The organism is Staphylococcus sp. EG-SA-17 (assembly GCF_017151845.1).
Taxonomy (GTDB): Bacteria; Bacillota; Bacilli; order Staphylococcales; family Staphylococcaceae; genus Staphylococcus; species Staphylococcus aureus.
In genome coordinates this window covers 20,594-43,683 of the sequence record NZ_JACVZO010000011.1, presented here as the reverse complement: position 1 = coordinate 43,683, position 23,090 = coordinate 20,594, and the positions used below count along the sequence as shown (strand labels likewise).

Here is a 23,090-nt window from a genome sequence, read left to right as displayed (position 1 = left end):
GTTTTTTTTATTATGGAATAAAAATGTGATATATAAAATTCGCTTGTTCCGTGGCTTTTTTCAAAGCCTCAGGATTAAGTAATTGGAATATAACGACAAATCCGTTTTGTAACATATGGATAATAATTGGAACAGCAATCCGTTTTGTCCAAACATATGCTAATGAAAAAATGACACCCATACCAAAATAAACTGGAATAAATTTGAAATCATTATGTGCTAATGCAAATATTAATGAACTTACTGTTGTAGCAATAATAAATGCCACGATACGACTACCTTTAATCGCATTAAATAATTCTCCAAAGATTACTTTTCTGAATACATATTCTTCTAATAAAGGACCAATAATAGATACAAAGAAGATAAATATAGGTATTTTTCGAGCAATAATAATTATCTTTTCTGTATTAGGACTTACTTGTTGTCCACCATAAATTTGCGTTAATACAATGCTCACTATAAATTGATAAACCATGACAAGTGCAAATCCAAGTAATGCCCATGGAATAATGTATTTATTAGGTTCCTTTACTTCAGATTCTAATCTTGTAGGGTCTTTGATTTTAAAATTAATAAAAATAATCGTAGTAGCCGCAATTAAAAATAGAACGAGTTGAATATAGATGCCGGCTTTAAGTTGTTCCAAATCACTATATTGTGCAAATTGTGTTGTGTTTACAATGACTGCCGGTAAAAATTGCGACAATAAATATATAATAACAGTTAGCAATGATGCCCATAGTCTTGTCATAATTTTCCTCCACATATTTTATTTATAACTTATTTTATCTTAAATAACTTGAAGTTACAAAACTTAATTAAAAGGTTATGACTTGAAATTTTGACCAAATTTGATTATTATAAATGTATGTTAGCACTCTTTAATGTTAAGTGCTAAACTTTAGGTTTTTTTAAGGAGGAACAATCATGCTAAAACCAATTGGAAATCGTGTGATTATTGAGAAAAAAGAACAAGAACAAACAACTAAAAGTGGTATTGTTTTAACTGATAGTGCTAAAGAAAAATCAAACGAAGGCGTTATCGTTGCAGTAGGAACTGGACGTCTATTAAATGATGGTACAAGAGTGACTCCTGAAGTGAAAGAAGGGGACCGTGTCGTGTTCCAACAATATGCTGGTACAGAAGTTAAACGAGATAATGAAACATATCTGGTATTAAATGAAGAAGATATTTTAGCAGTTATTGAATAATACAGAACTTAATTCATAAATAAATTAAAAAGAACGAAAATGAAACACAACTAAACAAATGGAGGTTTATCATTTATGGTTAAACAATTGAAATTCTCTGAAGATGCACGTCAAGCAATGTTACGTGGTGTTGACCAACTTGCAAATGCAGTTAAAGTAACGATTGGTCCTAAAGGACGTAATGTTGTATTAGATAAAGAGTTTACAGCACCTTTAATTACGAACGATGGTGTAACGATTGCTAAAGAAATCGAATTAGAAGATCCATATGAAAATATGGGGGCTAAACTAGTTCAAGAAGTCGCAAATAAGACAAATGAAATTGCTGGTGACGGTACGACAACTGCAACAGTATTAGCTCAAGCAATGATTCAAGAAGGCTTGAAAAATGTTACAAGTGGTGCGAACCCAGTTGGTTTACGACAAGGTATCGACAAAGCAGTTAAAGTTGCTGTTGAAGCGTTACATGAAAATTCTCAAAAAGTTGAAAATAAAAATGAAATTGCGCAAGTAGGTGCAATTTCTGCAGCAGATGAAGAAATTGGACGTTATATTTCTGAAGCTATGGAAAAAGTAGGTAATGATGGTGTCATTACAATTGAAGAGTCAAATGGCTTGAATACAGAACTTGAAGTGGTTGAAGGTATGCAATTTGATCGTGGTTATCAATCACCGTATATGGTTACTGATTCAGATAAAATGGTCGCTGAATTAGAACGCCCATATATTTTAGTGACAGATAAGAAAATCTCGTCTTTCCAAGATATCTTACCTTTATTAGAACAAGTGGTTCAATCTAATCGTCCAATCTTAATTGTAGCTGATGAAGTTGAAGGCGATGCATTAACAAATATCGTGCTAAACCGTATGCGTGGCACATTTACAGCTGTTGCAGTAAAGGCGCCTGGTTTCGGTGATCGTCGTAAAGCAATGTTAGAAGATTTAGCTATTTTAACTGGTGCGCAAGTGATTACTGATGATTTAGGCTTAGATTTAAAAGATGCATCAATTGATATGTTAGGTACTGCAAGTAAAGTAGAAGTAACTAAAGATAATACCACTGTTGTTGATGGTGACGGTGACGAAAACAGCATTGATTCACGCGTAAGCCAATTGAAATCTCAAATTGAAGAAACTGAATCTGACTTTGATCGTGAAAAATTACAAGAGCGCTTAGCTAAATTAGCAGGTGGTGTTGCAGTTATTAAAGTAGGTGCAGCAAGTGAAACAGAGCTTAAAGAACGTAAATTACGTATTGAAGATGCATTAAATTCTACACGTGCAGCAGTTGAAGAAGGTATTGTTGCAGGTGGTGGTACTGCATTAGTAAATGTTTACCAAAAAGTAAGTGAAATTGAAGCAGAAGGTGACATTGAAACAGGTGTAAATATTGTACTTAAAGCACTAACTGCACCAGTTCGTCAAATTGCTGAAAATGCAGGATTAGAAGGTTCTGTTATTGTAGAACGTTTGAAAAACGCAGAGCCGGGTGTTGGTTTTAACGCTGCTACAAACGAGTGGGTTAATATGTTAGAAGCAGGTATCGTTGATCCAACTAAAGTAACACGCTCAGCATTACAACATGCAGCAAGTGTTGCAGCAATGTTCTTAACGACTGAAGCGGTTGTAGCATCAATTCCAGAAAAAAATAATGACCAACCTAACATGGGTGGCATGCCAGGAATGATGTAAAATGACTGTTAAACGCCGATTTTATAACGTTTGTAATATTGGGTGGTCATAATTTGGTCATAGAAATTTTAAAATAAATCTTTTGAGACGTTTTCCATGAGTTTACTAAACTTTTGAGAAGCGTCTTTTTTGTATGAGTTCGTAATCTTAGCGTAGATGTTCATAGTGGTATTTATATCTTTATGGCGCAAGCGTTCTTGTATTTCCTTAATATGCACACCAGCCTCTATAAGTAACGCACAATGAGTATGACGAAATGAATGAGTGCTTATTTGTTTATTAGTTATGTCAGTCTTTTTAAGTATAGCTTTTATCCATAATTGTAGTTTTTTAATTACAAGAGGGTAGCCGTTAACATCAGTAAAAACGAAATTATTATCTACATACAATTCGTTTTTCCATGTGTCCTGCACGTCGGTTTTATAATTTTTAAGTAATTTAATCACATGAGGATCCACTGAAATTTTTCCGATTGAGCTTTCAGTTTTTGGTGTAAGTATTTGAAATTGCTTTTTATTGTTATTCGGATTGTAATAAGTCTTTGTAATATTGATTGTGTTATTCTCAAAGTCTATATCAGACCATTTCAATGCCAATAATTCACCTGCACGCATGCCTGTATATGCTAATGTACAAAACACCTCAAAGCTGTTTTGGGGTGAATGGTGATTTTTAGCAACCTCCAGGAATTGAAATAATTCATCTTTTTCAAGAAACTTTTTATGTATCTCAGTATCTTCTAATTCTTCCACACTAATTTTCTTTTTAGGTCGTTTAATACCCTCGCTAGGCATTATTCTTATTAATTTCATATCGTATGCGTACTTAAATATCATATTTGTAGAGGCTATAATGCTATCAACATAATTCTTGCTATACTGTGCGCTTATATCGTTTACAAAACGTTGATATTCATGTTTATTGATAGTTTGTATTGGTTTATTGTTAAAGCGTTCTATGGCGTGGTTTATGGCTTTCTCGCGTGCTCTGACACTACTTACTTTTACTTCGTTAGCATATTGTGATATCCAATCGTCAGCAACCTGTTTAAATGTAGATGTGGACGGTGCGATATAATCGCCATTTCTTAACTGACGCTCAACCATTTCAGCGTGATGTTTAGCGTCTGATTTGCGTTTAAAACCTGAGTTTGAAATATATTTATATTTGCCCGTTTCTGCGTCTTTTCCTAGTGATATACGATAGCGCCATGTATTTCCGCGTTTTTCATAACTTGCCATTTGATCACCTCGATTAATATTCTTTAAAAATATCACTAGATAAACGGCTATCAGTTTGTAAAATTTCTTTATGTAGAGTCGTACTTTTTTCGCCTTTATTTGGAAAAAGCTCTTCAATATCGTCTATATTTTTTACTATTATTTCAGAAACATACCCACTTAACTTTTGGTTAATTTTTTTAAATAACAAGTTTTTAAGGCCTGCAGATAAACTATCAACGTATTTTTTTAATCCGATATTTTCATCTTCATTTTTAATCGTGAAAATAAATCTATGTTGTGAATTAGTTATCTTTTCAGTTTCTTTATATGAGACGTCTAAGTCAAAATTTAATTTTTGCCTATTATCTAATTCGACGTCTACTAAAATTTCAAAGTCAAAATTTTCAATCGAAAAAGCGTGAGTAATGTTTGCAGTTACTTCAAATCCCTCGAAAACATCATTAATTTTATAATTCGGTTCTTCATCAAAAGTAAAGTCAAAATTGATCGGATTATGTTCAAAAAATTCTGAAGGAGATATGTGCAGATAACTACATAATTTATCTATAGCATCATATCTTATCATTTCAGAATCATTTTGTGCCATTGAAGTAAGTGAACTTCTTGCTATTTTTACATCTTTTGCAACACGAGATATTTTTAGTCCTCTTTCTGACAGTAGTTCAGACAATCTATTTCTAATCATTACAAACCTCCTAATTATGTTAATAATAGCATTTTTTTGGACGTTTATGTACAAAAAAATAAAAAATGATTGAGAAGTCAGTCGAAAAACTATTGCAAAAGAAAAACGATTATGTATAATAAAGTTATAAATTGATTGAGAAGTCAGTCAAAAACGAAGGAGGATTTTAATTATGACTATTTTAGCGAATACTAGAAAGTTTAAAGAAGCCATGTTCTTAAAAGGCTTTAATTTATCTGATTTATCACGTGAAACAGGTGTTGGAATTTCTTATTTAAGCCAAATTATTAATGGTAAAAAGATTCCAAGCCCTAAATTAGCTAAGAAAATGGCAGAAGTTTTACAAGTTGAGGTAAATGAATTATTTGAATTTGAAGTAAAGGAGGCATAAACCAATGTTCAACATTAATATTGATGAAGATGAAGCACGTGAGTTACTTGAGCAGGCTATCAATGCACGTGTGGACGAATTAGCGAAAGAGAAATATTTTATGACTTACAAAGAGTTGTCTAACTATCTGAATTTAAGTAAGCCTACTATTGAAGAATTACTTATTAATAATGGCATGAAATATTATATGGTCGGATCTACGTACAGATTCAAAAAGTCTGATGTAGATGAATTCATGGAACAGCTTACTGCTCATATGAATATCCAGAATAACGACTTTAAACAAGTCAATATCAAAAAGTTATTGGAGGCAAGGCAATGAAAATCTACTTAACTTATATCTGCTTAGTTTCATTGTTAACAATATTATTACTAGCAATATCTAACATGTATGTTGCTTTTAGCGTTTATGCTTGGCTAATAACTTTAGGATGTAATTTAACAGGAGAGATTACAACGTGCGAAAACAAGTGATTATTACAAAAACAGTAGTTGGCTGGTACAACATTAAAGATACTCAACATAATTTAATGTTAAATATACCGCCAAAAGTATTTGAACAGTACTTTCCTGATGTTAGTAAAGATGTTCAAGTTGTGTGTTTAGAAATGGATTTATCAAAAATTACAGAAATTAAAAATAAGAAAAAAGTAGGTAGTTAAGATGGAAATCAAACAAAAATATCAATTATCAAAAGTGGTTAAAATATTAGAAGTAGTATTATACGAGGAAGATAAGTTTCAATCCGATAAGGACTATCATTATCAGGATAAAGCATTATATGAATATGCTTTAAAGTTAGTTCATAATGGATTGTTCAATATTCTTGCTGAATTAGATTTTGAAGATGAAGCATTTTTAATTCTTGATGAAGTAACAATGACGCTAAGTGATGTCATGAAAGAAACACAACACGTTTACCGTTATAGTGTCATAGATGAAAAAGGTGAACACAAACATACAACAGATCGCAAAGGACACGTGATTGGAATGTTAGAGTGGGCATTAGATTACATTGCGGGAAATATTGAAGTGGAGGAATTATAAATGAATTGGGAAATTAAAGATTTAATGTGTGATATTGAAGCGGTAAAAGAAAAAATCAATGATGTAGCTATCAAACATGCTTGGTTTGTTGAAGATAGATTTGTAAAAAATGAATTAGAAACAAAACGGGAACATATTAATTTTTCTGCTAGCTATTTAGAACATCGTATACAAAATGAACATACAGTTGAGTTATTACATGTGTACTTAAAAGAATTCGGTGAACTTATACAAAAATTTCATGAAATAGAAAAAGCATCATCTGAGAACTTTGGCGAGGTATCAGATGACGCACAAAAATTAAAAATCACAGAGTAATTTAGAAATTACACATGTTTATTATAACATTTTTTACTCTGTGAATCACTAGAGGTGCAAAAAATGAATGAAATTAAATTAGAATATGACACACATGTTTCAGTGGTACATTATGAAAGTTTAGACTCACGTTCATTTAATAGCTTTTCAAAAATTAATTGGAGTAAGTTGGTTAATAAACTGTCTGTACCTATAGAAGCAAATTATAAGTATGCACGTGGTGTTGCTGTTTACGGTGATATTAAAAACGGTGCAAATGATCAAGGTGAAATTATCAAAAAGCATCGAAACGATAAAAATGTCATATACAGAGATGTGATTGTACTTGATTATGATGAAATAAATGATTTAAAGCAATTACATGAAGCAATCAGCTCAGCTTTAAGCAATGTTGCATGGTTTTGGCACACAAGTTACTCGCACAGAACTGAACAAGCTAGAATACGCCTGTATATCCCTCTAAATGAGCGAATAAGTGCAGATGATTATCGTAAATATACAAAAGTATTAGCAAATAAAATTGGCCATAAAGTGGATGAAGGTTCATATCAGCCAAGTAGATGTTTTGCGTTACCAGTTATTCAAAAAGGACACATATTTATTAAGCGAGTGAATGACTGTCCAATTATGAATGTTGATATGCTCGAACAGTGGTCGAAGGAGTTTGAACAATCAAATGCTAGTCCTAATGTCATAGGATACACTCGACGCGATAGTGAGTACTGGCGCGAGCTATGCTTTGGAACAACCGAAGGCAATCGTAACAATGCACTAGCTAGCTTAATTGGGCATTTATTAAGATGTCACGTTAATGATTATATTGTTTATTCATTTGCTTTACTATGGGGGCAATTCGCATGTAAACCACCTATGAAAGAACAAGAAATCAACGCCACTTTTCAATCGATATTAAATAAACACTATAACAATTAGAAAGGGGCTTTGTATGGAAACAGGTAAAAGTGATGTACTTGATAAAATTGAAAAAATTAATAAAAAAGATAGTGCCTTACAAGAAATTATACCAAAAGGTTATGAAATTGAACATCATCAATGCGGTATTGCCTTAAATCAACTTATACCAAGTAAAAAAGAAGGCGAGCCAGATAAAAAGGTTTTTATCACAAGTACAATCCCTCAAATCACTGAACGCTTTGAAGATATTGAGAGTAACGAAGTCAGCTTTAATATGCTTTTCTATGACAATAAAACGCCAGTAAATATAGCTGTGAGTGCCGAAGAAATTTCAGATAGTCGTCAACTCTTGAAATTGGTTAATAAAAAGCTGGATGTAACATCGTCGACATCTACTAAACTTGTTGATTATATTAATGCATCTAAACGGTATAATCCACCATTGAATGTTAAAGTTGCAACGCGTTTGGGGCATGTGAAAGGTTATTTTATTTATCCTTATCAAGAAGTGATGAAAGACAGCAATATCAAGTTGTTTAGTAATGATAAAGGATTTCAAAAGTTAATAGACTCTTTTCAAAGCAAAGGAACATTAGAAGGTTACTCTAAAAAAGTGTTCGGTCAAATAAAAGATCTACCAATGGTAATGGTTATGTTATATGCCTCTTTAGGTTCGGTTTTATTAAGAGAATTTGGATTACAGCCCTTTATTGTAGAAATATCAGGTAGTACATCTACAGGTAAAACATTCACACTCAACTTAGTATCAAGTGTTTGGGGAACGAGCGACCTTATCACGACATGGAGTTCTACTCAAAATAGTATTGAATCGATGGCATCATTTTTGAACTCATTTCCAATGTTTAAAGATGATACACGTAATACACATCCTAAGTTTGTTACCAGTGCCACATATAACTTTTCTAGTGGTGAAAGTAAATCAAGAAGTAATATTAATTTAACACTAAACGCTAAAAAAGAATGGCGAAATATTTTAATTTCTACTGGTGAATCATCTATCGCAAATATGGCTGATGAAAAAGCGGGTGTATCAGCACGTGTAGTTACACTACAAGATCCACCATATCCAGATAATTTTGATTTTACCACATTAGACAAATCGTTTAGGGAGAACTATGGAACGTTAGGGTTGGCATTTATTAAACAATATGAGTCTAAAAAAGACGTGTATAAGAACGCTTTTGAGAGCTATCAACGGTATTTTAATCAAAAAGGTAGTAATGAAATCATGCAACGTTTAGGACGTGCCTTTGCGTTACTACAAGTTACCGGTGAGGTTTTGAATGATATTGATGGGTTTGAACATGACCATTTTAAAATTATCGAACAAGCCTATGACAGCATGGTTAAAAACAATAAGACGATTGATAAACCTAAGCAACTGTTAGAGGAACTATTACAATATTTAGATGCAAATAGAAATAATATCGCTGGTGATGGCTATAGTTCAGTCAAAAATGGTGACATCAAAGCTATATATAAACGTGATTATTTATGTATATTAGGTCAAACTGTACACGATAAATTAGGTCATGAAATGCAGACTATAACAGGTCAATGGGGCAAAAAAGGATATTTAATTAAAGGTGAAAAAGATCGCTTGCAAAAAAAGGTGAGTCACAAAAACATTAAGTATAGAGGATTTGCTATAAACAAAGAAATGCTTGAAGAATTAGGATTTGATTTCTCGAATTCTCATAATCCTTATTCAGATTATTAAATAGTTCCCAAAGTTCCCGATAAGTTCCCGCGAAAAACATACAAACGGGAACTATAAGACTACTTTAACCACAAGCAATTAAAGTTAATAGTTCCCGAAGTTCCCAATAAATAATATTATTATTTATTATTTGAAAACGAACAAATGTTGTTAGCTTTATACCATATATGATAGAAAATTTTTAACGGGTACAACGGGAACTAAGTTTATTTAAAGTTTATATATCAATGGTTTGACTAGTTCCCGATAAGTATTTTAAGTCGGGAATTCAACGGGGACTAGTTCCCATTTAAAAATATTGGAGGTAACACATGGATAAAGAGCAACTTAAAAAGTATATATACGATTATGTAAAAGAATATAAGGAGATACCGATATATCAGTTAGAAGATTTGTTTAAAGAAATGAATCACGACTATATAGGGAGAACCAGTGTCACACACGATAAGGATGAGAATATTGTGTTTTGGAGTGGATGGAACAAAATTACAATGTTTGCGCTGATTGAATTAGTTAAAAGTGAACAACTTGATTTAGTGTATAGAGGTAGTTTTGTAATGCGTTATTTGTTGGATGGTAGAGTTCCTAACTTACCATTAGCAATTTGTTATCCAGAAGATGGACAACAAACGGACGTGCCCTCATGGGTGCCTATGGTATTAAGAATAAATAAAGAGGAGAAAATCAAATGAACATAGAAACTATCGTAAACCAATTTGAAACACGAGCAGGCACGTTACTAAGGTACTACACAGGATTATTAGAACATAGTAAAGTGCAACCATGTTGCTTTAAGTTATACAATGATCCATTTGATATGGCATACGTGATGATGAATGGGAAGTTATTCGGTCATGTATATATTAAAGATTGTAAAGTAAGGCAATCATTTGAATTAGCGTCACCTAAGCACACTGAGGGGCTTATAAGAAGTATAGAAGGTCATTATGTAGGTTATGAATTACATGACGGTAAACAGCTTTCTATTAGTGATATGATGGCCAGTCAATTATTTGAAGATGAGTATTTTATGTATGGATTACAAACATATGCAGAATCAAATAATAGTGATGTGTTTGAGTACCTAGAAAATGGATTTGATACCGATACACTTGAGGGCATTCAATCGAGTAATACTGATGTGATAGCGAATATTGAAATGTTGTATCAGTTAGCTACAGGAATCAATGAACCAGCACCAGAGTTAGTTGAGGGGTTGAGATTAGTAACTGAGTTTGTACAAGATGAGAATGCGACACAAGAGGATTACAAGGCTTTAGAGCATAAGTTAACTGAGTTGAAGTCATCTTATTACAGTTTGAATAAGTAATTAAATATGGAGTCTCACGTGGTGTGTGGCTCCTAATATAAAAGTATAAGGTATAGAAGTTTTAAAATGTAAAGGTTGCAACAATAGTGAGTTAATAGATAGGTAGGCGAAATTCAAAAAAGTGTGAAATGTTGATATTGAGCTGTTTTATGGCTTTGAAAATAATAAGGTTATATAAAGGTGTTAGCTTTTAACATCGGAAGGTATACAGTCTTTGAGAATTGAAAAAATGGCAAGATTTGTGCAAGGTGTGAGAACTTTGTTAACGCTAATACAAGCTAAAGTTTGTGTTTTTGGCATAGGCCTAAAAGTTAAGTTTGTTCGCTGTTTGTTCGTGTTATTTTATCGAACTTAAGTTCTATATTAGGTTAATGTGAAAAGCCTAACGTTAAGTTTATAACATGATTTTATAAGTGTTATATATGATAAGCTAAACAATTGATAAAACGCGCTATAAAGCGAACGTAAGTTTGTTTTAGACCTGTAAAAATGGTATAATTTAGGTATGAAATAATTAAAAGAAAGAGGTGTAGAAATGCAAAGTATCGCAGAAAAAGAGACGTATCATTTACCCACCGAACACCTGCAAGTTTTCAATGTGATAAAAAATACGTCCAATAAGTATATTACTAAAACTAAAATCTTAAATCAATTGGGATATGAATATAATTCAAGCAATGAACGATGGTTACGAAGAGTAATCAATTCATTAGTATATGATTATGGCTATCCTATCGGGTGCAGTTATAAACCTAGTGAACGTGGTTATTACATCATTATGACAGAACAAGAAAAGCAACAAGCGATGAGAAGTATTAAGAAATTAGCTGATGGCAGTATGAAACGCTATGAAGCTTTGAAACGAATTAAAGTGTAAAGGGGATAAAAATGAAAACTGAATCGTACTTTAAAGAATACAACCAATTTGTAATAGATCAACAAAAGGCTATACAAGAATTGAAACAAGAGCGTAATGCATTGGAGAGTAAAATAAAGATAGATAAGTCCACATATAAACAGTTAATCATGGATGGACAAGATGATAAAGCAGATAACCTATATCAAGCAACAGATGCTGATGAAAAGAAACTAAAAGCACTTAATAAACGCTTAGAGACAAAGAAAAGTGTGTCGAAAGAAGTTAAATATCAAAAGACAATTGAATTATTAAAACATCAAAGCGAGTTGTCATCATTATATGAATCAGAAAAACAATCAGCTTTAGGTAAATTAAAAAAGGTAGTCGATGCATATAATGAGATCATTGATGAAATAGAAGATATTAATGATAGATATGAAGATGAGCATCAGCAATATGCGAGTATTTATAGTCAAGAACAATTATATGATGATAAAGAGGCTAGGGAAGCATTGAATGGCTACTTTAGAGAAAATATATTTACATCATATATTAATGGTAATGATTTGCCATACGAACACAATAACAAGTTGTTTTTAAAACGTTAAAAAGAAAGGGTAATTAAATGGAAACAAAATACGAGTTAAATAATACTAAAAAGGTCGCAAATGCATTTGGTTTAAATGAAGAAGATACAAATCTATTAATAAATGCAGTTGATTTGGATATTAAAAACAATATGCAGGAGATTTCAAGTGAGTTACAACAATCAGAACAGTCTAAGCAAAAGCAATATGGTACAACGCTACAAAATTTAGCTAAGCAAAACAGGATTATTAAATAGCAATGATTGCCTATCCAATTCGGGTAGGCTCTGTTTATAGGGGTGAATAAATGAAACTGCTTAAAACGAAGAATTGTTTATATTATCGTAATGGCGACAATAAACTATCTGAGTATCAACTATTAACGCAATTTAACCCAGCATTTATTAATAAAAAAAATAAGATGTGTGAATTCCAAATTGAAAGTATGTACCATATGAGTGCGTCGACCACAACATGTGATGAAATAATGGGGGTCGTGTCTGTCTCATATCCGATTGAAAAATTAGTTATCAAAATTATTGAAACAAAAGCAGGGTTACAAAACTATAAAAATAGATCTATAAATAATATGGCGTTGTTGAAAAAGGTACTAAATCATTATACAGAAAAAGAGCAGAAGCAAGTTGTAAAATATATGCGTTCAAATGGACGATATAAGCCTTACAACGTCATTGAACGCTTACAAGTTGATTTGTATCAAGCAAGTATTAAACAACGTTCAGAACGTCAAAAACAAAGAAATACAGCAATTGAAAACAGTAAGATTGCACGAGTAAATGCATATCACCAATCTTCATATGTAAAAGTGGTGTAACAATGGATAAAAAGCAAATAAAAGACTTCGTTTGTGATTATCATAAGCGAACTAGAAGTGATGTGTTGATAGATGATGAAATAAATACCGATGAATTCTTTTCAATAGGTGATGAAAATTCTAATGAATGGATGGCAGACGATAACATTGATGATCATATTGTAAAGAATCACTTAGAAATGATTGTTGACCAAGTAGCTAATGACAAAGAGTTTTATATTTTCGATTCTTTAATACAAGGACGTAGTTTTAAAGATATTAGCAATGTCTTAGAGTGTTCAGAACAATCTGTAAGATTATGGTATGAAACCTTATTAGATAAAATTGTGGAGGTGATAGAATGAGTGAGTTAACGGCAAAACAAGCGCGTTTTGTGAATGAGTATATAAGAACACTTAATGTAACACAAAGTGCCATAAAAGCAGGCTATAGCGCAAATAGTGCACATGTGACAGGATGTAGGTTATTAAAGAAGCCACACATCAAGCAATATATACAAGAACAAAAAGATAAGATTATAGATGAGAATGTATTAACCGCAAAAGAGTTACTACATGTGCTTACGAATGCGGCAGTCGGTGATGAGACAGAAACGAAAGAAGTTGTAGTCAAGCGAGGGGAATATAAAGAGAATCCACAAAGTGGCAAAGTACAGCTAGTCTATAACGAACATGTTGAACTGATAGAGGTACCAATAAAACCTAGTGATCGTTTAAAAGCTCGTGATATGTTGGGTAAATACCATAAGTTATTTACAGATAAGCATGATATTAACGGGAATGTGCCTATATTCATTAATATTGGTGAATGGGATGGCGATGATGAAGATTTAGATAAGACGGTACAAGAGGTATCTAACGCTAATCCTAATCATACTGTGATTGTGGATGATATACCGTTAGAGGATTGATTACAGTAAAAACGATTATCATATTGAGTTAGTGAGGATTAGTTTACTAATTCACCCTAGCTTTATATTAAAGCGTTATAAAGATAAAAGGGAGAACGCTTATTATAATTAACGGACTCCCTTTATTAATAATTATTACAGAAAAAGTGGTAAATTAATTAATTTCTGCTTCTATAGTTTTTATTTCATCAATATTTATAGGTGGTTTTTCAGTATTGTATTCAAACTTTTTAGATAAATCACTTTGATATGTGGATCCGTCATTCATTGTTATTTTCCAATAACCACCCGTTTTATCGCTTGAACGATATAATCCATGTATTTGAGTTAGCTGATGACGAATTTCAAAGTCTAAAGTTGATATAGCTAATTGTTTTTTATCGAACTTTGGCCAATACTTTAAGGGGCTATCTTTACCATGAACCTTAACTTTTAAAGGTAGTTCTATTGGAGTAGGTAATTTTTCAGTATTTGTAACGCCACTTATTTGGAAATGGATATAAGTTCCTTCGCTAGTATGTTGGCTTTTTTTAGTTCTTTTTGTGTTTAAGTCAACTTTTTCCCCTTTTGTAAAAGCAGGGCTATAATAAGGACTCGGAAAAATTATAAGGCTGATGCTGCCATCTGTGTTTTTTATACGCATAGATCCTAAGGAATTATCTAAAACTTCACTATTTGTAAAAGTGTCAGACCCACTACTATACCAGTCTAGCAAATCCTTTATATTATCGTTTGTAGATGCTTTTGCAGTTTTGATTATTTGATTAGATAATAAGGGAACAGGGGTAAAATCTGTAGCGATTGTCGCAAGCAACAAAGGGCTTACGATAAAAAAATTCATTAGTAATTTTTTATTCATTTTTAATTCTCCTTCATTCAAATGTGTAAACGTTTACATATAGAATGTATAAATATTATTTAAATGAATCAATTAACCATCTCTAAATTATTGTTTAAATATATATTAATTAAAAAGTGTTTGTTACATAGGGAGCTATATCAAAAAATATAGATTTAAACAACATTTTAAAGTTACAAATAGCAAAAAACAAAGTGTGAGTGGTCATTTAAAGAATATTAATTAATATAAGTTTGAATTAGTTATATTCTTTAAAGTCACTTTCTAGTGGCGTTTTTTACGCTGAGAAACGTCCTGTGTTGCAGTAAGGGATGGGAACCACGCACAAATACTTTAACTGTAAACATAACGTCGTGAAATATGGCTTTAAACATCGCTGGTCAATCTATCTTTGAGATTGGTCGAAGATTAAAACCATATGAAACAAAATGACCTAGCACATGGAGAATTTGGTAATTGGTTGAAAAATATCAACTTAGATAGAACACAAGCTCATCGTTTCATTAAAGTTTCTGAAGAAATTAAAGATGTTGGTACATACCAACATTTAGGTCTGAGAGCTTTATCGGAAATAGCTAGCTTACCTGTACCAGTACGCATCAAAGTACACATAACATCAAACGGCAAAACTAAAATTCCATACTAAATGTTTATGAATTTAACTGCAGAACTCAATTTTGAGCCTTGTAAAATTACATAAATTAGTTATATAAATATTATTTATGGGTATTATATAAACGGGAGGGGCAACGTTATTACTTGCCTATTAGAACATGGAATGGTTCTGCCCCAACTAGTCAGGTACTAGGCGACTAATGGGGAGAAATCAGTTGAAATGACATAGTCATGTCTATTTAAGCAGGTGTGTAACACACCTGCTTTCTATTTACATTTAAAGATAAAATGTGCTATTATTTTACTAGAACTTTTTAACATTTCTCTCAAGATTTAAATGTGCATAACAGGCAGGTACTTCGGTACTTGCCTATTTTTATGTAAACATATTAGGTGTATGTATAAATTTAGGGTATTGATTATAGATACTTAATATATGGCGGAATGGTTGAAAAATGATAAAGTGAGGAAAGTGTTTGACTTTCATTAGTATTAGTACTTTTAATGATTTTATTTTTAATGTGTATAGTAATTTATAAAATTGAAAGTTATCTAACAGTTAAGAAAATACTAAAACAATTACAAATAAATATTACATTGTCTTGGATTACCAAATGGTAATTGAAACCTCAGATCTTTAGTTTAAAGCTAATTTTAATAATGCAAACATTCAAGCAAGTTTAAGGGTTGGTGGATAAAGAGAAAAAAATAATAGGGTATAGAATTAAGTTTTTTACCCTATACCCAGTTTTATATGAAGCAAGTAAAATCGGCAGCTGAATGGCTGGTTGATTTTGAGCAAAGATTTATTAAGATATGTCTTGTCATATTTCTCTTTATCATTTTGTCATTACTATAAGATATTTTTAAAAGTGCTACATTAGATTAAGAGTTATAGCTAGCCTTCGGGCTAGTTTTAAAAAAGAAATGAACATAGCCTAAAAAGACTCTTAATACTATTAAAGTTGCTAATGTAATTTCAAAAAATAAGAGCCATTCCCAAATTTCTGGGTACGTTAGTACAGGTAAACTATTTTTTAAGGCAGTTGCTGAAATTACTAAAGGAAAAGTGAAAGCTGAAAATACTGGTGAAAACGGCTCTTTTAGCAACTTTGGAAGTTTAAATATAATATAAAAATAAAAAAACTGAGCCAATACCAAAAGAATAATAACGATTAGATCATTTGCCTTAGGAAAAGTTATAACATATGCCGCAGCAACTAAAGAAAATGGTGCACAAATTGTGGAAGTGTTCGGTTTAATAGACGTTTGCAATGGATACGTTTTTAATCGTTTGAATACTATTGGTAAGACAATACATGTTGCTAAAAAACCATATATAACTGATAATTTTCCAATTAAATAAAATCCGCTGATTGGTGCTGTTAATCCAGCAATAGCAATACCAATATAAAGCACTGTCCATGATGGATAAACATTTTCGAGCGAGAACCCTTTTAAATATTTAATTGAAAAAATAATCATATGTATCATAATCCCCATAAGACATAAGAGCCATAAGGGTGTTATTAAGCTAGTGATAATGGTTACATCACTAAAATACGTATTTAAATAAGTGGTTCCCAAAAATCCAGACATGAAAAATGTTGTGAACACAGATGAAACTAGAGGGGTATTCAATTGTTCTTTAACATTTTTAAAATTATTGAGAATAGTACATAAAAGGTGAACCCAAATAAAGAGGGCAAAGATACCACAAATAGCATTTAAAACAAGTGATATGTCTTTCAAGAGATTGCCCAACCCCAACAAACCTAAGATCAATCCCGATGTTACTAAAGGTGCTTTTTGAAGTCTCATGATTTAAAACCTTCCTTTTGTGATTTTATTCACTAATTATAACATGATATCTTAGAACTATTAATAAGCAGAATGAGTTTTGTATGTTTAATGTGGATTAATATGATGTTGTTTCGGGAAATATATGTATTTATCTATTTTTGATATTTTATATTCAGTATAATACGTGATTACAACGTTGAATATAAAAAAATATGACGATGTTTATACGTATTAATATTAATATAATCACACGTTGCAGGCATCAAACGCTTATTTATTAATCAAAAATGGGTGGACAAATTTATATAGTTTTATCAATTTTAATATTTTACACTAACTTTATTAGGTGATATAAGATGCTGAGATAAGCATTATATTGCAATGAAAAAGCATTATATGGATAATCATATCTATCATTGCAAATATACTTATAGAGATTTATGTGTGTGATAATTGGTGGTCATAAATTGGTCATAATGAAATAAAAAAACTAAAAAAATTGAATGCATAAAGAATACACGATGCTGATTTAATAGGATTTTTGTATATGATTTATATCTATTTCATACTGCCCTTAATGCCGGGAATGATGTAAAACTGTATATAGTTTTGACTAATTAGAAAATTACATTATGAACGAGTATGATGTATTCTAAGTACAAATTAGAATGCACGCAAATATATTTTAATTACGAGACGTTTTCCATTTGGTGACTAGACTTATGGGAGGCGTCTTTTTTATGTGCTAATTTGTAATTGAGATTCATAATGGTATTTAAATCATTATGGTGCGGGAGTTATGGTATTGCCATAATATGAGAGTGCATCCACTTCTATAAGTAATGCATATTGCGAGTGCAGGAATGAATGAGTGCTTGATTAAAATCCTTATGGGTGGTTGACATAATTAAAAGAAACCACATTTAAAATTTCTTAATCACAAGCGGTTAACTAGGTATAGTTTAGTTTTGAGTAAATCTTTTTAAAGGTGTACTTGTGCATTTTACTTAATTAAAGACATAAGACATTTAATGGGCCTAAAATAAATAGAAAAACTACCTGTTTAGGTAGTTTTTTAAATGTAATAGATTAAAACACTAGTTCATTTCTTGTTAAATATTGATAGTTATCTTATAGATAAATTTGTCCTTTAGTGTAGCGGTAATTTTTAGGATTTTTTGGTGGTATAAATGTTCTTAATAAAGTTAATAGTCCTACTTTACCGCAAAGCATAACGAATATAATAATTATTTTAGTAATACCATGATATTCTGTGGTAAGGTTCATACTTAACCCTACTGTTCCGAATGCAGAAACCACTTCGAATAATAACTTGATTAATGATATGTTCGGATTAATTATCGATAATATAAAAGTAATGATACTGATAAATAGAAATGAGATATTAATGGTAACAATAGATAGTTTTATATGTTTGTCAGATATTTCTTTATTGAATACTGAAACATTATTTTCTTTACGTATATAATTTAGTACAAAAATAAACGCTACTGCAAAAGTAGTTATTTTAATTCCTCCAGCTGCACTGAGAGGGGCACCACCAATAAACATAAGTAGCATTAACATTAAGGCGGTAGATTTGTTAATGCTTGCTATATCTATACTGTTAAAACCCGCTGTTCGTGTTGTTACTGATTGGAAAAAAGAATTTCCGATTTTTTCAACTAGTCCCATATGTTGCATAGTATTAAACTGTTCTAATAAAAAGAATGTAATAGCTCCTATAATTATTAGGATACTAGTTGTAGTTAAGACTAATTTAGAATGTAAAGATAATTTACTCAATTTTTTACAATTAATAAAGTCTATCACGACAAAATGTCCAATACCTCCAAATATTATGAGTATTGAGATTGTAATAATGACAATTGGATCACTAGAATAATCTATTAAGTTATTCTTAAAAAGGGCAAATCCAGCATTATTAAAAGCTGATACTGATGTGAATAAGCTTAAAAATAAACCTTTGCCTATACCAAATTTTGGTATAAAAGATAAACACAAACAAATCATACCAATTAATTCAGTGACTAAACTATAAATAGCCAAGTGTTTAATTAGTTTAATAACACCACCAAGTTCGTCAATATTCCATGTAACCATAATCAAGAATCTATTTTTCATTGATATCTTTCTATTTAAAAATACTAGTGTCAATAGGGTTACGGTCACGATACCCAGACCACCTATTTGAATTAATAATAGTATTACTATTTCACCAAGTATATTAAACTGTGATCCTATATCAACTGGGGATAGGCCAGTAACTGTAAATGCACTTGAAGCTATAAATAGGGCATCTAAAAAAGATATTGGCTTTTTACCAGTGAAAGGTAAATACAATAAAAGTGCACCTATGATAGTTGTAGAGAAGAAAAGCATTAAATAAAAATATAAAGGTTTGTGGACTTTGTTCATTTTAATTTCATACTCCTTTATATTATAAATTAATAATTAGATAATATCATAAATGAAAATAGAAATGTTACTGATGTGTATTACTAACAGGCGTTGACTAATTCTTTTAATATTTTATAATTGAAAATGAATATCAATTAAAAAACAAAAGGATGATATTATGAAAAGATTAATTGGAATTTTATTATGTAATTTATTTATTTTGACTGCGTGTTCAGCATCTGTCGATAAAACAAGTAACTCGACAAAGACTACAGACTATAAAATTGAAAATGGTGAAACACTGAAAGTACCAGAGAAACCTAAAAGAGTTGCTGTATTAACTGGATTTTATGTTGGTGATTTTATAAAGTTAGGAATCAAACCAATTGCTGTTTCAGATATAACTAAAGATTCTTCAATTTTAAAACCCTATTTAAAAGGGGTTGATTATATTGGAGAAAATGATGTTGAAAGAGTTGCTAAAGCAAAACCAGATTTAATTGTTGTAGATGCTATGGATAAAAATATAAAAAAATACCAAAAAATAGCGCCAACAATCCCATATACATACAATAAATACAATCATAAAGAAATATTAAAAGAAATAGGCAAGTTGACTAATAATGAAGATAAAGCTAAAAAATGGATTGAAGAGTGGGACGATAAAACTAGAAAAGATAAAAAAGAAATTCAAAGTAAAATTGGTCAAGCAACAGCATCTGTGTTTGAACCAGATGAAAAGCAAATATACATATATAACTCTACATGGGGTCGTGGTTTGGATATTGTTCATGATGCATTCGGTATGCCAATGACAAAGCAATATAAAGATAAATTACAAGAAGATAAAAAAGGCTATGCTTCCATTTCAAAAGAAAATATTAGTAAATATGCTGGTGATTATATATTTTTAAGTAAACCTTCGTACGGAAAATTTGATTTTGAAAAAACACATACATGGCAGAATATTGAAGCTGTAAAAAAAGGACATGTAATTTCATATAAAGCAGAAGATTATTGGTTCACAGATCCTATTACATTAGAACATTTGAGAAGTAAATTAAAAAAAGAAATTTTAAATAAAAAATAATAGAAATAAGTTGTAAAAATTTTCTTATGCATTGGTACTAATGTTTTTAAGGAGTGATTAAATGAAGCAACTGGTTGGAATTCCCGAATCAATGTTAATTCCTTTGATAGCTCGAGCAAAAGAGTACGAAAACGAAAAACCAATAATAAAAGACGCACTATCTAAAAAAATATTTGATGGTTTAGATGATATGTACAAAAATGTTACATGTGATGACATGTCTCAAATTGGAATTAGTATACGTACTGTGATAATAGATTGTGTTACTAAGAGGCTTATCAAGGATAATAAAGATTTAATCGTGGTCAATATAGGTTGTGGCTTAGATACAAGGTTTCAAAGATTTAATAAAGAAAAAATATCATGGATAGATTTAGATGTACCAGAATCAATAGAAATACGAAAAACATTTTTTAAAGAAAGTAATAGTTATAAGATGATATCTAAATCTATGCTAGATTACAGTTGGATTGATGATGTCAAAAATTATAAATTTTTTAATAGTAAGTCAGATATATTGTTTATTATTGAAGGTGTATTGATGTATTTTGATGAGAGTGTAATGACTCAATTATTGGACACTATTATCAAAAAGATGGGAGATCATAATTTGACATTTGCGATTGAATTTTGCTCAAAAACAATTGCGAATAATACAAAGAGACATCAATCGGTATCAAAGTTATCCTCACAACCTGTTTTTAAATATGGTTACAATGATTTAAAAAAATTGAATGAAATTTTACCAAATACAATAAGAGTAATACATGAATATAATTATTTTGACTATTATAAGAATCGATGGGGCTTATTTGGATATTGTAGATTTATACCTTATTTAAAAAAAAGGTTAAACAATAAAATAGTACTTATGAAATATAAAGTTCCAAAGAGACAGAGACATTAAGTTCTTAGACAATGTAAAAAAGCTGATTTCTATAAATTATTTGATAGAAATCAGCTTTTTTCAAATGTATTTGATAATTTACAGCTCGTTGAGCTGCTGTTTTCTAGGGATTTATGTCCCATTCCTTTTACGAGAAGGTTTTTACGAGTTTTATGTAACTATTAGAAGCTATCTTTTTATATGACCATTAGTCAATATATGTATGACAAATCAGCACAATAATTTCAGTTTTACATCACTTAATCAATGAAAATGTGCTTGTTGATATTTGAATATTTACATTCAAACAATATTCATCGTTATTTCTATCAACTTAAAATTCGCAATAAAAAACTGCCAGCACGCGAATAGGGCAGCTGACAGCATCGTTCTTATTTCTCTTTTAAATATTGAATGGAAGCTTCTTTAAAAATATCAATATATTTCAGATACATATCTTTTTCAATATATTCATCGATTTGATGTGCCATTAATGGATTACCTGGTCCAAAAATGGCTAAATCAACATTGTCCTTATTATCACCTAAGAAACTAGAGGCATCTGTTGCACCTACAAGCGCCGAAACAAATATATCGTCTTGTTCTACATAACTAGAAGCTACATCTTTAATCGTAGTAATTAATTTGCTATTTTTATCGCTTGTTACAGGTCGGTGATTGCTTGGAATATCGAGTGAAAGCTTATTGCTATCCACATCATTAATGATATTTTGGAAAAACGATTCTATAAAGTCGTTATCATACTCAGGAACTGGTCTTACGTTAAATTCAAGTGAAGCTTCATCTGGTACAGAGTTAAATTGTTTGCCGCCATTTATAATCGAACATACAGCTGTAAGACCAGATGCATAATTTGCATCCTCTTCAGAAATTTCTTTTCCTATCAATGATTTGAACATGGGTGCAACATCTAATTCATGTTTAGTATCATGTTTTTTAAGCTCTGAATATTTTTCTTTAAATTGATTATAAAATTCAAGCAGTGTATCAATTGCATTGTCACCAATAAATGGAACTGAGCTATGGACAGCTTTGCCAGTTGCAGTTACTTTACATGACATAGACCCTTTATGTGCATAATAAATTCCAGATCCAGTTGGTTCAGCAATAATTAAGCCATCTACATCGTCTAAATAGCCTTTATCAGCCAATAATTTGGCACCTTCTTGTTCTTTCTCTTCGCCAGCAGTAGCTAGTAATCTTATCGTTCCTTGAGGCAATTGATTTTGTTCTTTTAATTCAATGAGTGTGATGACCAAAGCCATCAGACCGCCTTTCATATCCGTTGTGCCTCGACCGTATAATTTGCCAGCTTTTTCTGTGAGTTGAAAAGGGGGATAAGTCCAATTATCTTGATTTCCTGCATCAACAACATCCATATGACCACTCAATGCGAGTATAGGTGAGCCGTTACCGATTTCTGCAACGATATTGGCGCGGTGTTCATTAACTTTCAAAATTTCAGATTTAATATCATACTTGTCGAATAAATCTGTTAAATAATTACAAACGTCTATTTCATTATTATTTTCAGTTTGTAGTTCAACAATATCTGCTAGTAATTGAATTTTTTCTTTTTCACTAAAAGTTGTCATTAAGCTCACACCTTTCAAAGTAGTATATATA

At 31.0% G+C, this 23,090-nt stretch carries 28 protein-coding genes and 2 pseudogenes; 23 read left to right on the top strand and 7 right to left on the bottom strand.

Annotation, left to right across the window (positions count from 1 at the left end):
• Positions 1-10: 10 nt before the first annotated feature.
• Positions 11-754: a CPBP family intramembrane glutamic endopeptidase MroQ gene (gene mroQ / locus IDG65_RS07125; protein WP_000197645.1), complete on the bottom strand. Its 744-nt coding sequence runs from the start codon at positions 752-754 to the stop codon at positions 11-13.
• Between the two features lie 176 nt (positions 755-930).
• On the opposite strand from mroQ, the gene groES reads away from it, so the two are divergent.
• Positions 931-1,215, top strand: a complete 285-nt coding sequence (groES, locus tag IDG65_RS07120) for a co-chaperone GroES (RefSeq protein WP_000917289.1) — start codon at positions 931-933, stop codon at positions 1,213-1,215.
• A gap of 75 nt (positions 1,216-1,290) precedes the next feature.
• A complete protein-coding gene (gene groL, locus IDG65_RS07115) occupies positions 1,291-2,907 on the top strand; it encodes a chaperonin GroEL (RefSeq protein ID WP_000240649.1) in 1,617 nt (538 codons plus the stop codon).
• 68 nt (positions 2,908-2,975) lie between these two features.
• Here the strand turns inward: groL and IDG65_RS07110 are convergent, their stop codons facing one another.
• Positions 2,976-4,148 (bottom strand): tyrosine-type recombinase/integrase, encoded by a 1,173-nt coding sequence (locus IDG65_RS07110; protein WP_000179345.1) that lies wholly within the window; start codon positions 4,146-4,148, stop codon positions 2,976-2,978.
• A 13-nt stretch (positions 4,149-4,161) separates the two neighbouring features.
• Positions 4,162-4,836: a helix-turn-helix domain-containing protein gene (locus IDG65_RS07105; RefSeq protein ID WP_000620857.1), complete on the bottom strand. Its 675-nt coding sequence runs from the start codon at positions 4,834-4,836 to the stop codon at positions 4,162-4,164.
• 172 nt (positions 4,837-5,008) lie between these two features.
• Here IDG65_RS07105 and IDG65_RS07100 point away from each other — a divergent pair, with 172 nt between their 5' ends.
• From IDG65_RS07100 to IDG65_RS07025, 16 genes are all read left to right on the top strand, one after another.
• Positions 5,009-5,227: a helix-turn-helix domain-containing protein gene (locus IDG65_RS07100; RefSeq protein WP_000153640.1), complete on the top strand. Its 219-nt coding sequence runs from the start codon at positions 5,009-5,011 to the stop codon at positions 5,225-5,227.
• 4 nt (positions 5,228-5,231) lie between these two features.
• Entirely contained in the window at positions 5,232-5,549 is a 318-nt protein-coding gene (locus IDG65_RS07095) for a helix-turn-helix domain-containing protein (protein WP_000481967.1), read from the top strand.
• Positions 5,546-5,701, top strand: a complete 156-nt coding sequence (locus tag IDG65_RS07090; RefSeq protein ID WP_000708433.1) for a hypothetical protein — start codon at positions 5,546-5,548, stop codon at positions 5,699-5,701. Before IDG65_RS07095 ends, IDG65_RS07090 begins: the two co-directional genes overlap by 4 nt.
• Positions 5,686-5,889 carry a hypothetical protein gene (locus IDG65_RS07085; protein WP_001231378.1) on the top strand — a complete coding sequence of 68 codons (204 nt, stop codon included), beginning with the start codon at positions 5,686-5,688 and terminating at the stop codon, positions 5,887-5,889. The genes IDG65_RS07090 and IDG65_RS07085 overlap by 16 nt, the downstream gene beginning before the upstream one ends.
• 1 nt (position 5,890) lies before the next feature.
• The gene (locus tag IDG65_RS07080) at positions 5,891-6,274 is read left to right on the top strand and encodes a hypothetical protein (RefSeq protein WP_000403839.1); all 384 of its coding nucleotides are present in this window, start codon (positions 5,891-5,893) and stop codon (positions 6,272-6,274) included.
• On the top strand, positions 6,275-6,592 hold the full coding sequence (gene tscT / locus IDG65_RS07075) for a type II toxin-antitoxin system toxin TscT (protein WP_001103930.1): 318 nt from the start codon (positions 6,275-6,277) through the stop codon (positions 6,590-6,592).
• A 63-nt stretch (positions 6,593-6,655) separates the two neighbouring features.
• Entirely contained in the window at positions 6,656-7,525 is an 870-nt protein-coding gene (locus IDG65_RS07070; protein WP_001002721.1) for a primase alpha helix C-terminal domain-containing protein, read from the top strand.
• Between the two features lie 13 nt (positions 7,526-7,538).
• Positions 7,539-9,248, top strand: coding sequence for a DUF927 domain-containing protein (locus tag IDG65_RS07065; protein ID WP_000447451.1), 1,710 nt, complete (start codon positions 7,539-7,541; stop codon positions 9,246-9,248).
• 311 nt (positions 9,249-9,559) lie between these two features.
• On the top strand, positions 9,560-9,940 hold the full coding sequence (locus tag IDG65_RS07060; protein ID WP_000356937.1) for a hypothetical protein: 381 nt from the start codon (positions 9,560-9,562) through the stop codon (positions 9,938-9,940).
• Complete coding sequence (locus IDG65_RS07055; protein ID WP_001019766.1) at positions 9,937-10,578, top strand: hypothetical protein; 642 nt, start codon at positions 9,937-9,939, stop codon at positions 10,576-10,578. Before IDG65_RS07060 ends, IDG65_RS07055 begins: the two co-directional genes overlap by 4 nt.
• 535 nt (positions 10,579-11,113) lie before the next feature.
• A complete protein-coding gene (locus IDG65_RS07050) occupies positions 11,114-11,455 on the top strand; it encodes a hypothetical protein (protein WP_001190608.1) in 342 nt (113 codons plus the stop codon).
• A gap of 11 nt (positions 11,456-11,466) precedes the next feature.
• Complete coding sequence (locus IDG65_RS07045; RefSeq protein WP_000846285.1) at positions 11,467-12,045, top strand: hypothetical protein; 579 nt, start codon at positions 11,467-11,469, stop codon at positions 12,043-12,045.
• A 17-nt stretch (positions 12,046-12,062) separates the two neighbouring features.
• Positions 12,063-12,281: a capsid morphogenesis B protein gene (locus tag IDG65_RS07040; RefSeq protein WP_000448775.1), complete on the top strand. Its 219-nt coding sequence runs from the start codon at positions 12,063-12,065 to the stop codon at positions 12,279-12,281.
• Positions 12,282-12,331: 50 nt separating this feature from the next.
• Positions 12,332-12,859, top strand: coding sequence for a spore coat protein (locus IDG65_RS07035; RefSeq protein WP_052997658.1), 528 nt, complete (start codon positions 12,332-12,334; stop codon positions 12,857-12,859).
• Positions 12,860-12,861: 2 nt separating this feature from the next.
• Entirely contained in the window at positions 12,862-13,203 is a 342-nt protein-coding gene (locus tag IDG65_RS07030) for a hypothetical protein (RefSeq protein WP_000358778.1), read from the top strand.
• Positions 13,200-13,769 carry a terminase small subunit gene (locus IDG65_RS07025; RefSeq protein WP_001293073.1) on the top strand — a complete coding sequence of 190 codons (570 nt, stop codon included), beginning with the start codon at positions 13,200-13,202 and terminating at the stop codon, positions 13,767-13,769. Before IDG65_RS07030 ends, IDG65_RS07025 begins: the two co-directional genes overlap by 4 nt.
• 154 nt (positions 13,770-13,923) lie before the next feature.
• Here IDG65_RS07025 and tst read toward each other — a convergent pair whose 3' ends face one another.
• The gene (tst, locus tag IDG65_RS07020) at positions 13,924-14,628 is read right to left on the bottom strand and encodes a toxic shock syndrome toxin TSST-1 (RefSeq protein ID WP_001035597.1); all 705 of its coding nucleotides are present in this window, start codon (positions 14,626-14,628) and stop codon (positions 13,924-13,926) included.
• Positions 14,629-15,046: 418 nt separating this feature from the next.
• On the opposite strand from tst, the gene IDG65_RS07015 reads away from it, so the two are divergent.
• The 3 genes and pseudogenes from IDG65_RS07015 to IDG65_RS14815 all read left to right on the top strand — a co-directional run bounded on the left by IDG65_RS07015 (position 15,047) and on the right by IDG65_RS14815 (position 16,023).
• Positions 15,047-15,274, top strand: a complete 228-nt coding sequence (locus IDG65_RS07015) for a hypothetical protein (RefSeq protein ID WP_000812237.1) — start codon at positions 15,047-15,049, stop codon at positions 15,272-15,274.
• A 71-nt stretch (positions 15,275-15,345) separates the two neighbouring features.
• A pseudogene (locus IDG65_RS14820) lies at positions 15,346-15,444 on the top strand (hypothetical protein); the annotation flags it as partial.
• Positions 15,445-15,747: 303 nt separating this feature from the next.
• A pseudogene (locus IDG65_RS14815) lies at positions 15,748-16,023 on the top strand (hypothetical protein).
• Between the two features lie 105 nt (positions 16,024-16,128).
• Here IDG65_RS14815 and IDG65_RS07010 read toward each other — a convergent pair.
• Both IDG65_RS07010 and IDG65_RS07005 read right to left on the bottom strand, forming a co-directional pair.
• On the bottom strand, positions 16,129-17,064 hold the full coding sequence (locus IDG65_RS07010; protein WP_001239269.1) for a TDT family transporter: 936 nt from the start codon (positions 17,062-17,064) through the stop codon (positions 16,129-16,131).
• Positions 17,065-18,177: 1,113 nt separating this feature from the next.
• Positions 18,178-19,485, bottom strand: a complete 1,308-nt coding sequence (locus tag IDG65_RS07005) for a TrkH family potassium uptake protein (RefSeq protein ID WP_001045063.1) — start codon at positions 19,483-19,485, stop codon at positions 18,178-18,180.
• A 160-nt stretch (positions 19,486-19,645) separates the two neighbouring features.
• Here IDG65_RS07005 and IDG65_RS07000 point away from each other — a divergent pair, with 160 nt between their 5' ends.
• Positions 19,646-20,557 (top strand): iron-hydroxamate ABC transporter substrate-binding protein, encoded by a 912-nt coding sequence (locus IDG65_RS07000; protein ID WP_000825510.1) that lies wholly within the window; start codon positions 19,646-19,648, stop codon positions 20,555-20,557.
• Between the two features lie 61 nt (positions 20,558-20,618).
• Complete coding sequence (locus tag IDG65_RS06995) at positions 20,619-21,464, top strand: class I SAM-dependent methyltransferase (RefSeq protein WP_000812008.1); 846 nt, start codon at positions 20,619-20,621, stop codon at positions 21,462-21,464.
• 371 nt (positions 21,465-21,835) lie between these two features.
• Here IDG65_RS06995 and IDG65_RS06990 read toward each other — a convergent pair whose 3' ends face one another.
• Positions 21,836-23,059, bottom strand: a complete 1,224-nt coding sequence (locus tag IDG65_RS06990; RefSeq protein ID WP_000206641.1) for an ArgE/DapE family deacylase — start codon at positions 23,057-23,059, stop codon at positions 21,836-21,838.
• Positions 23,060-23,090 lie beyond the last annotated feature (31 nt).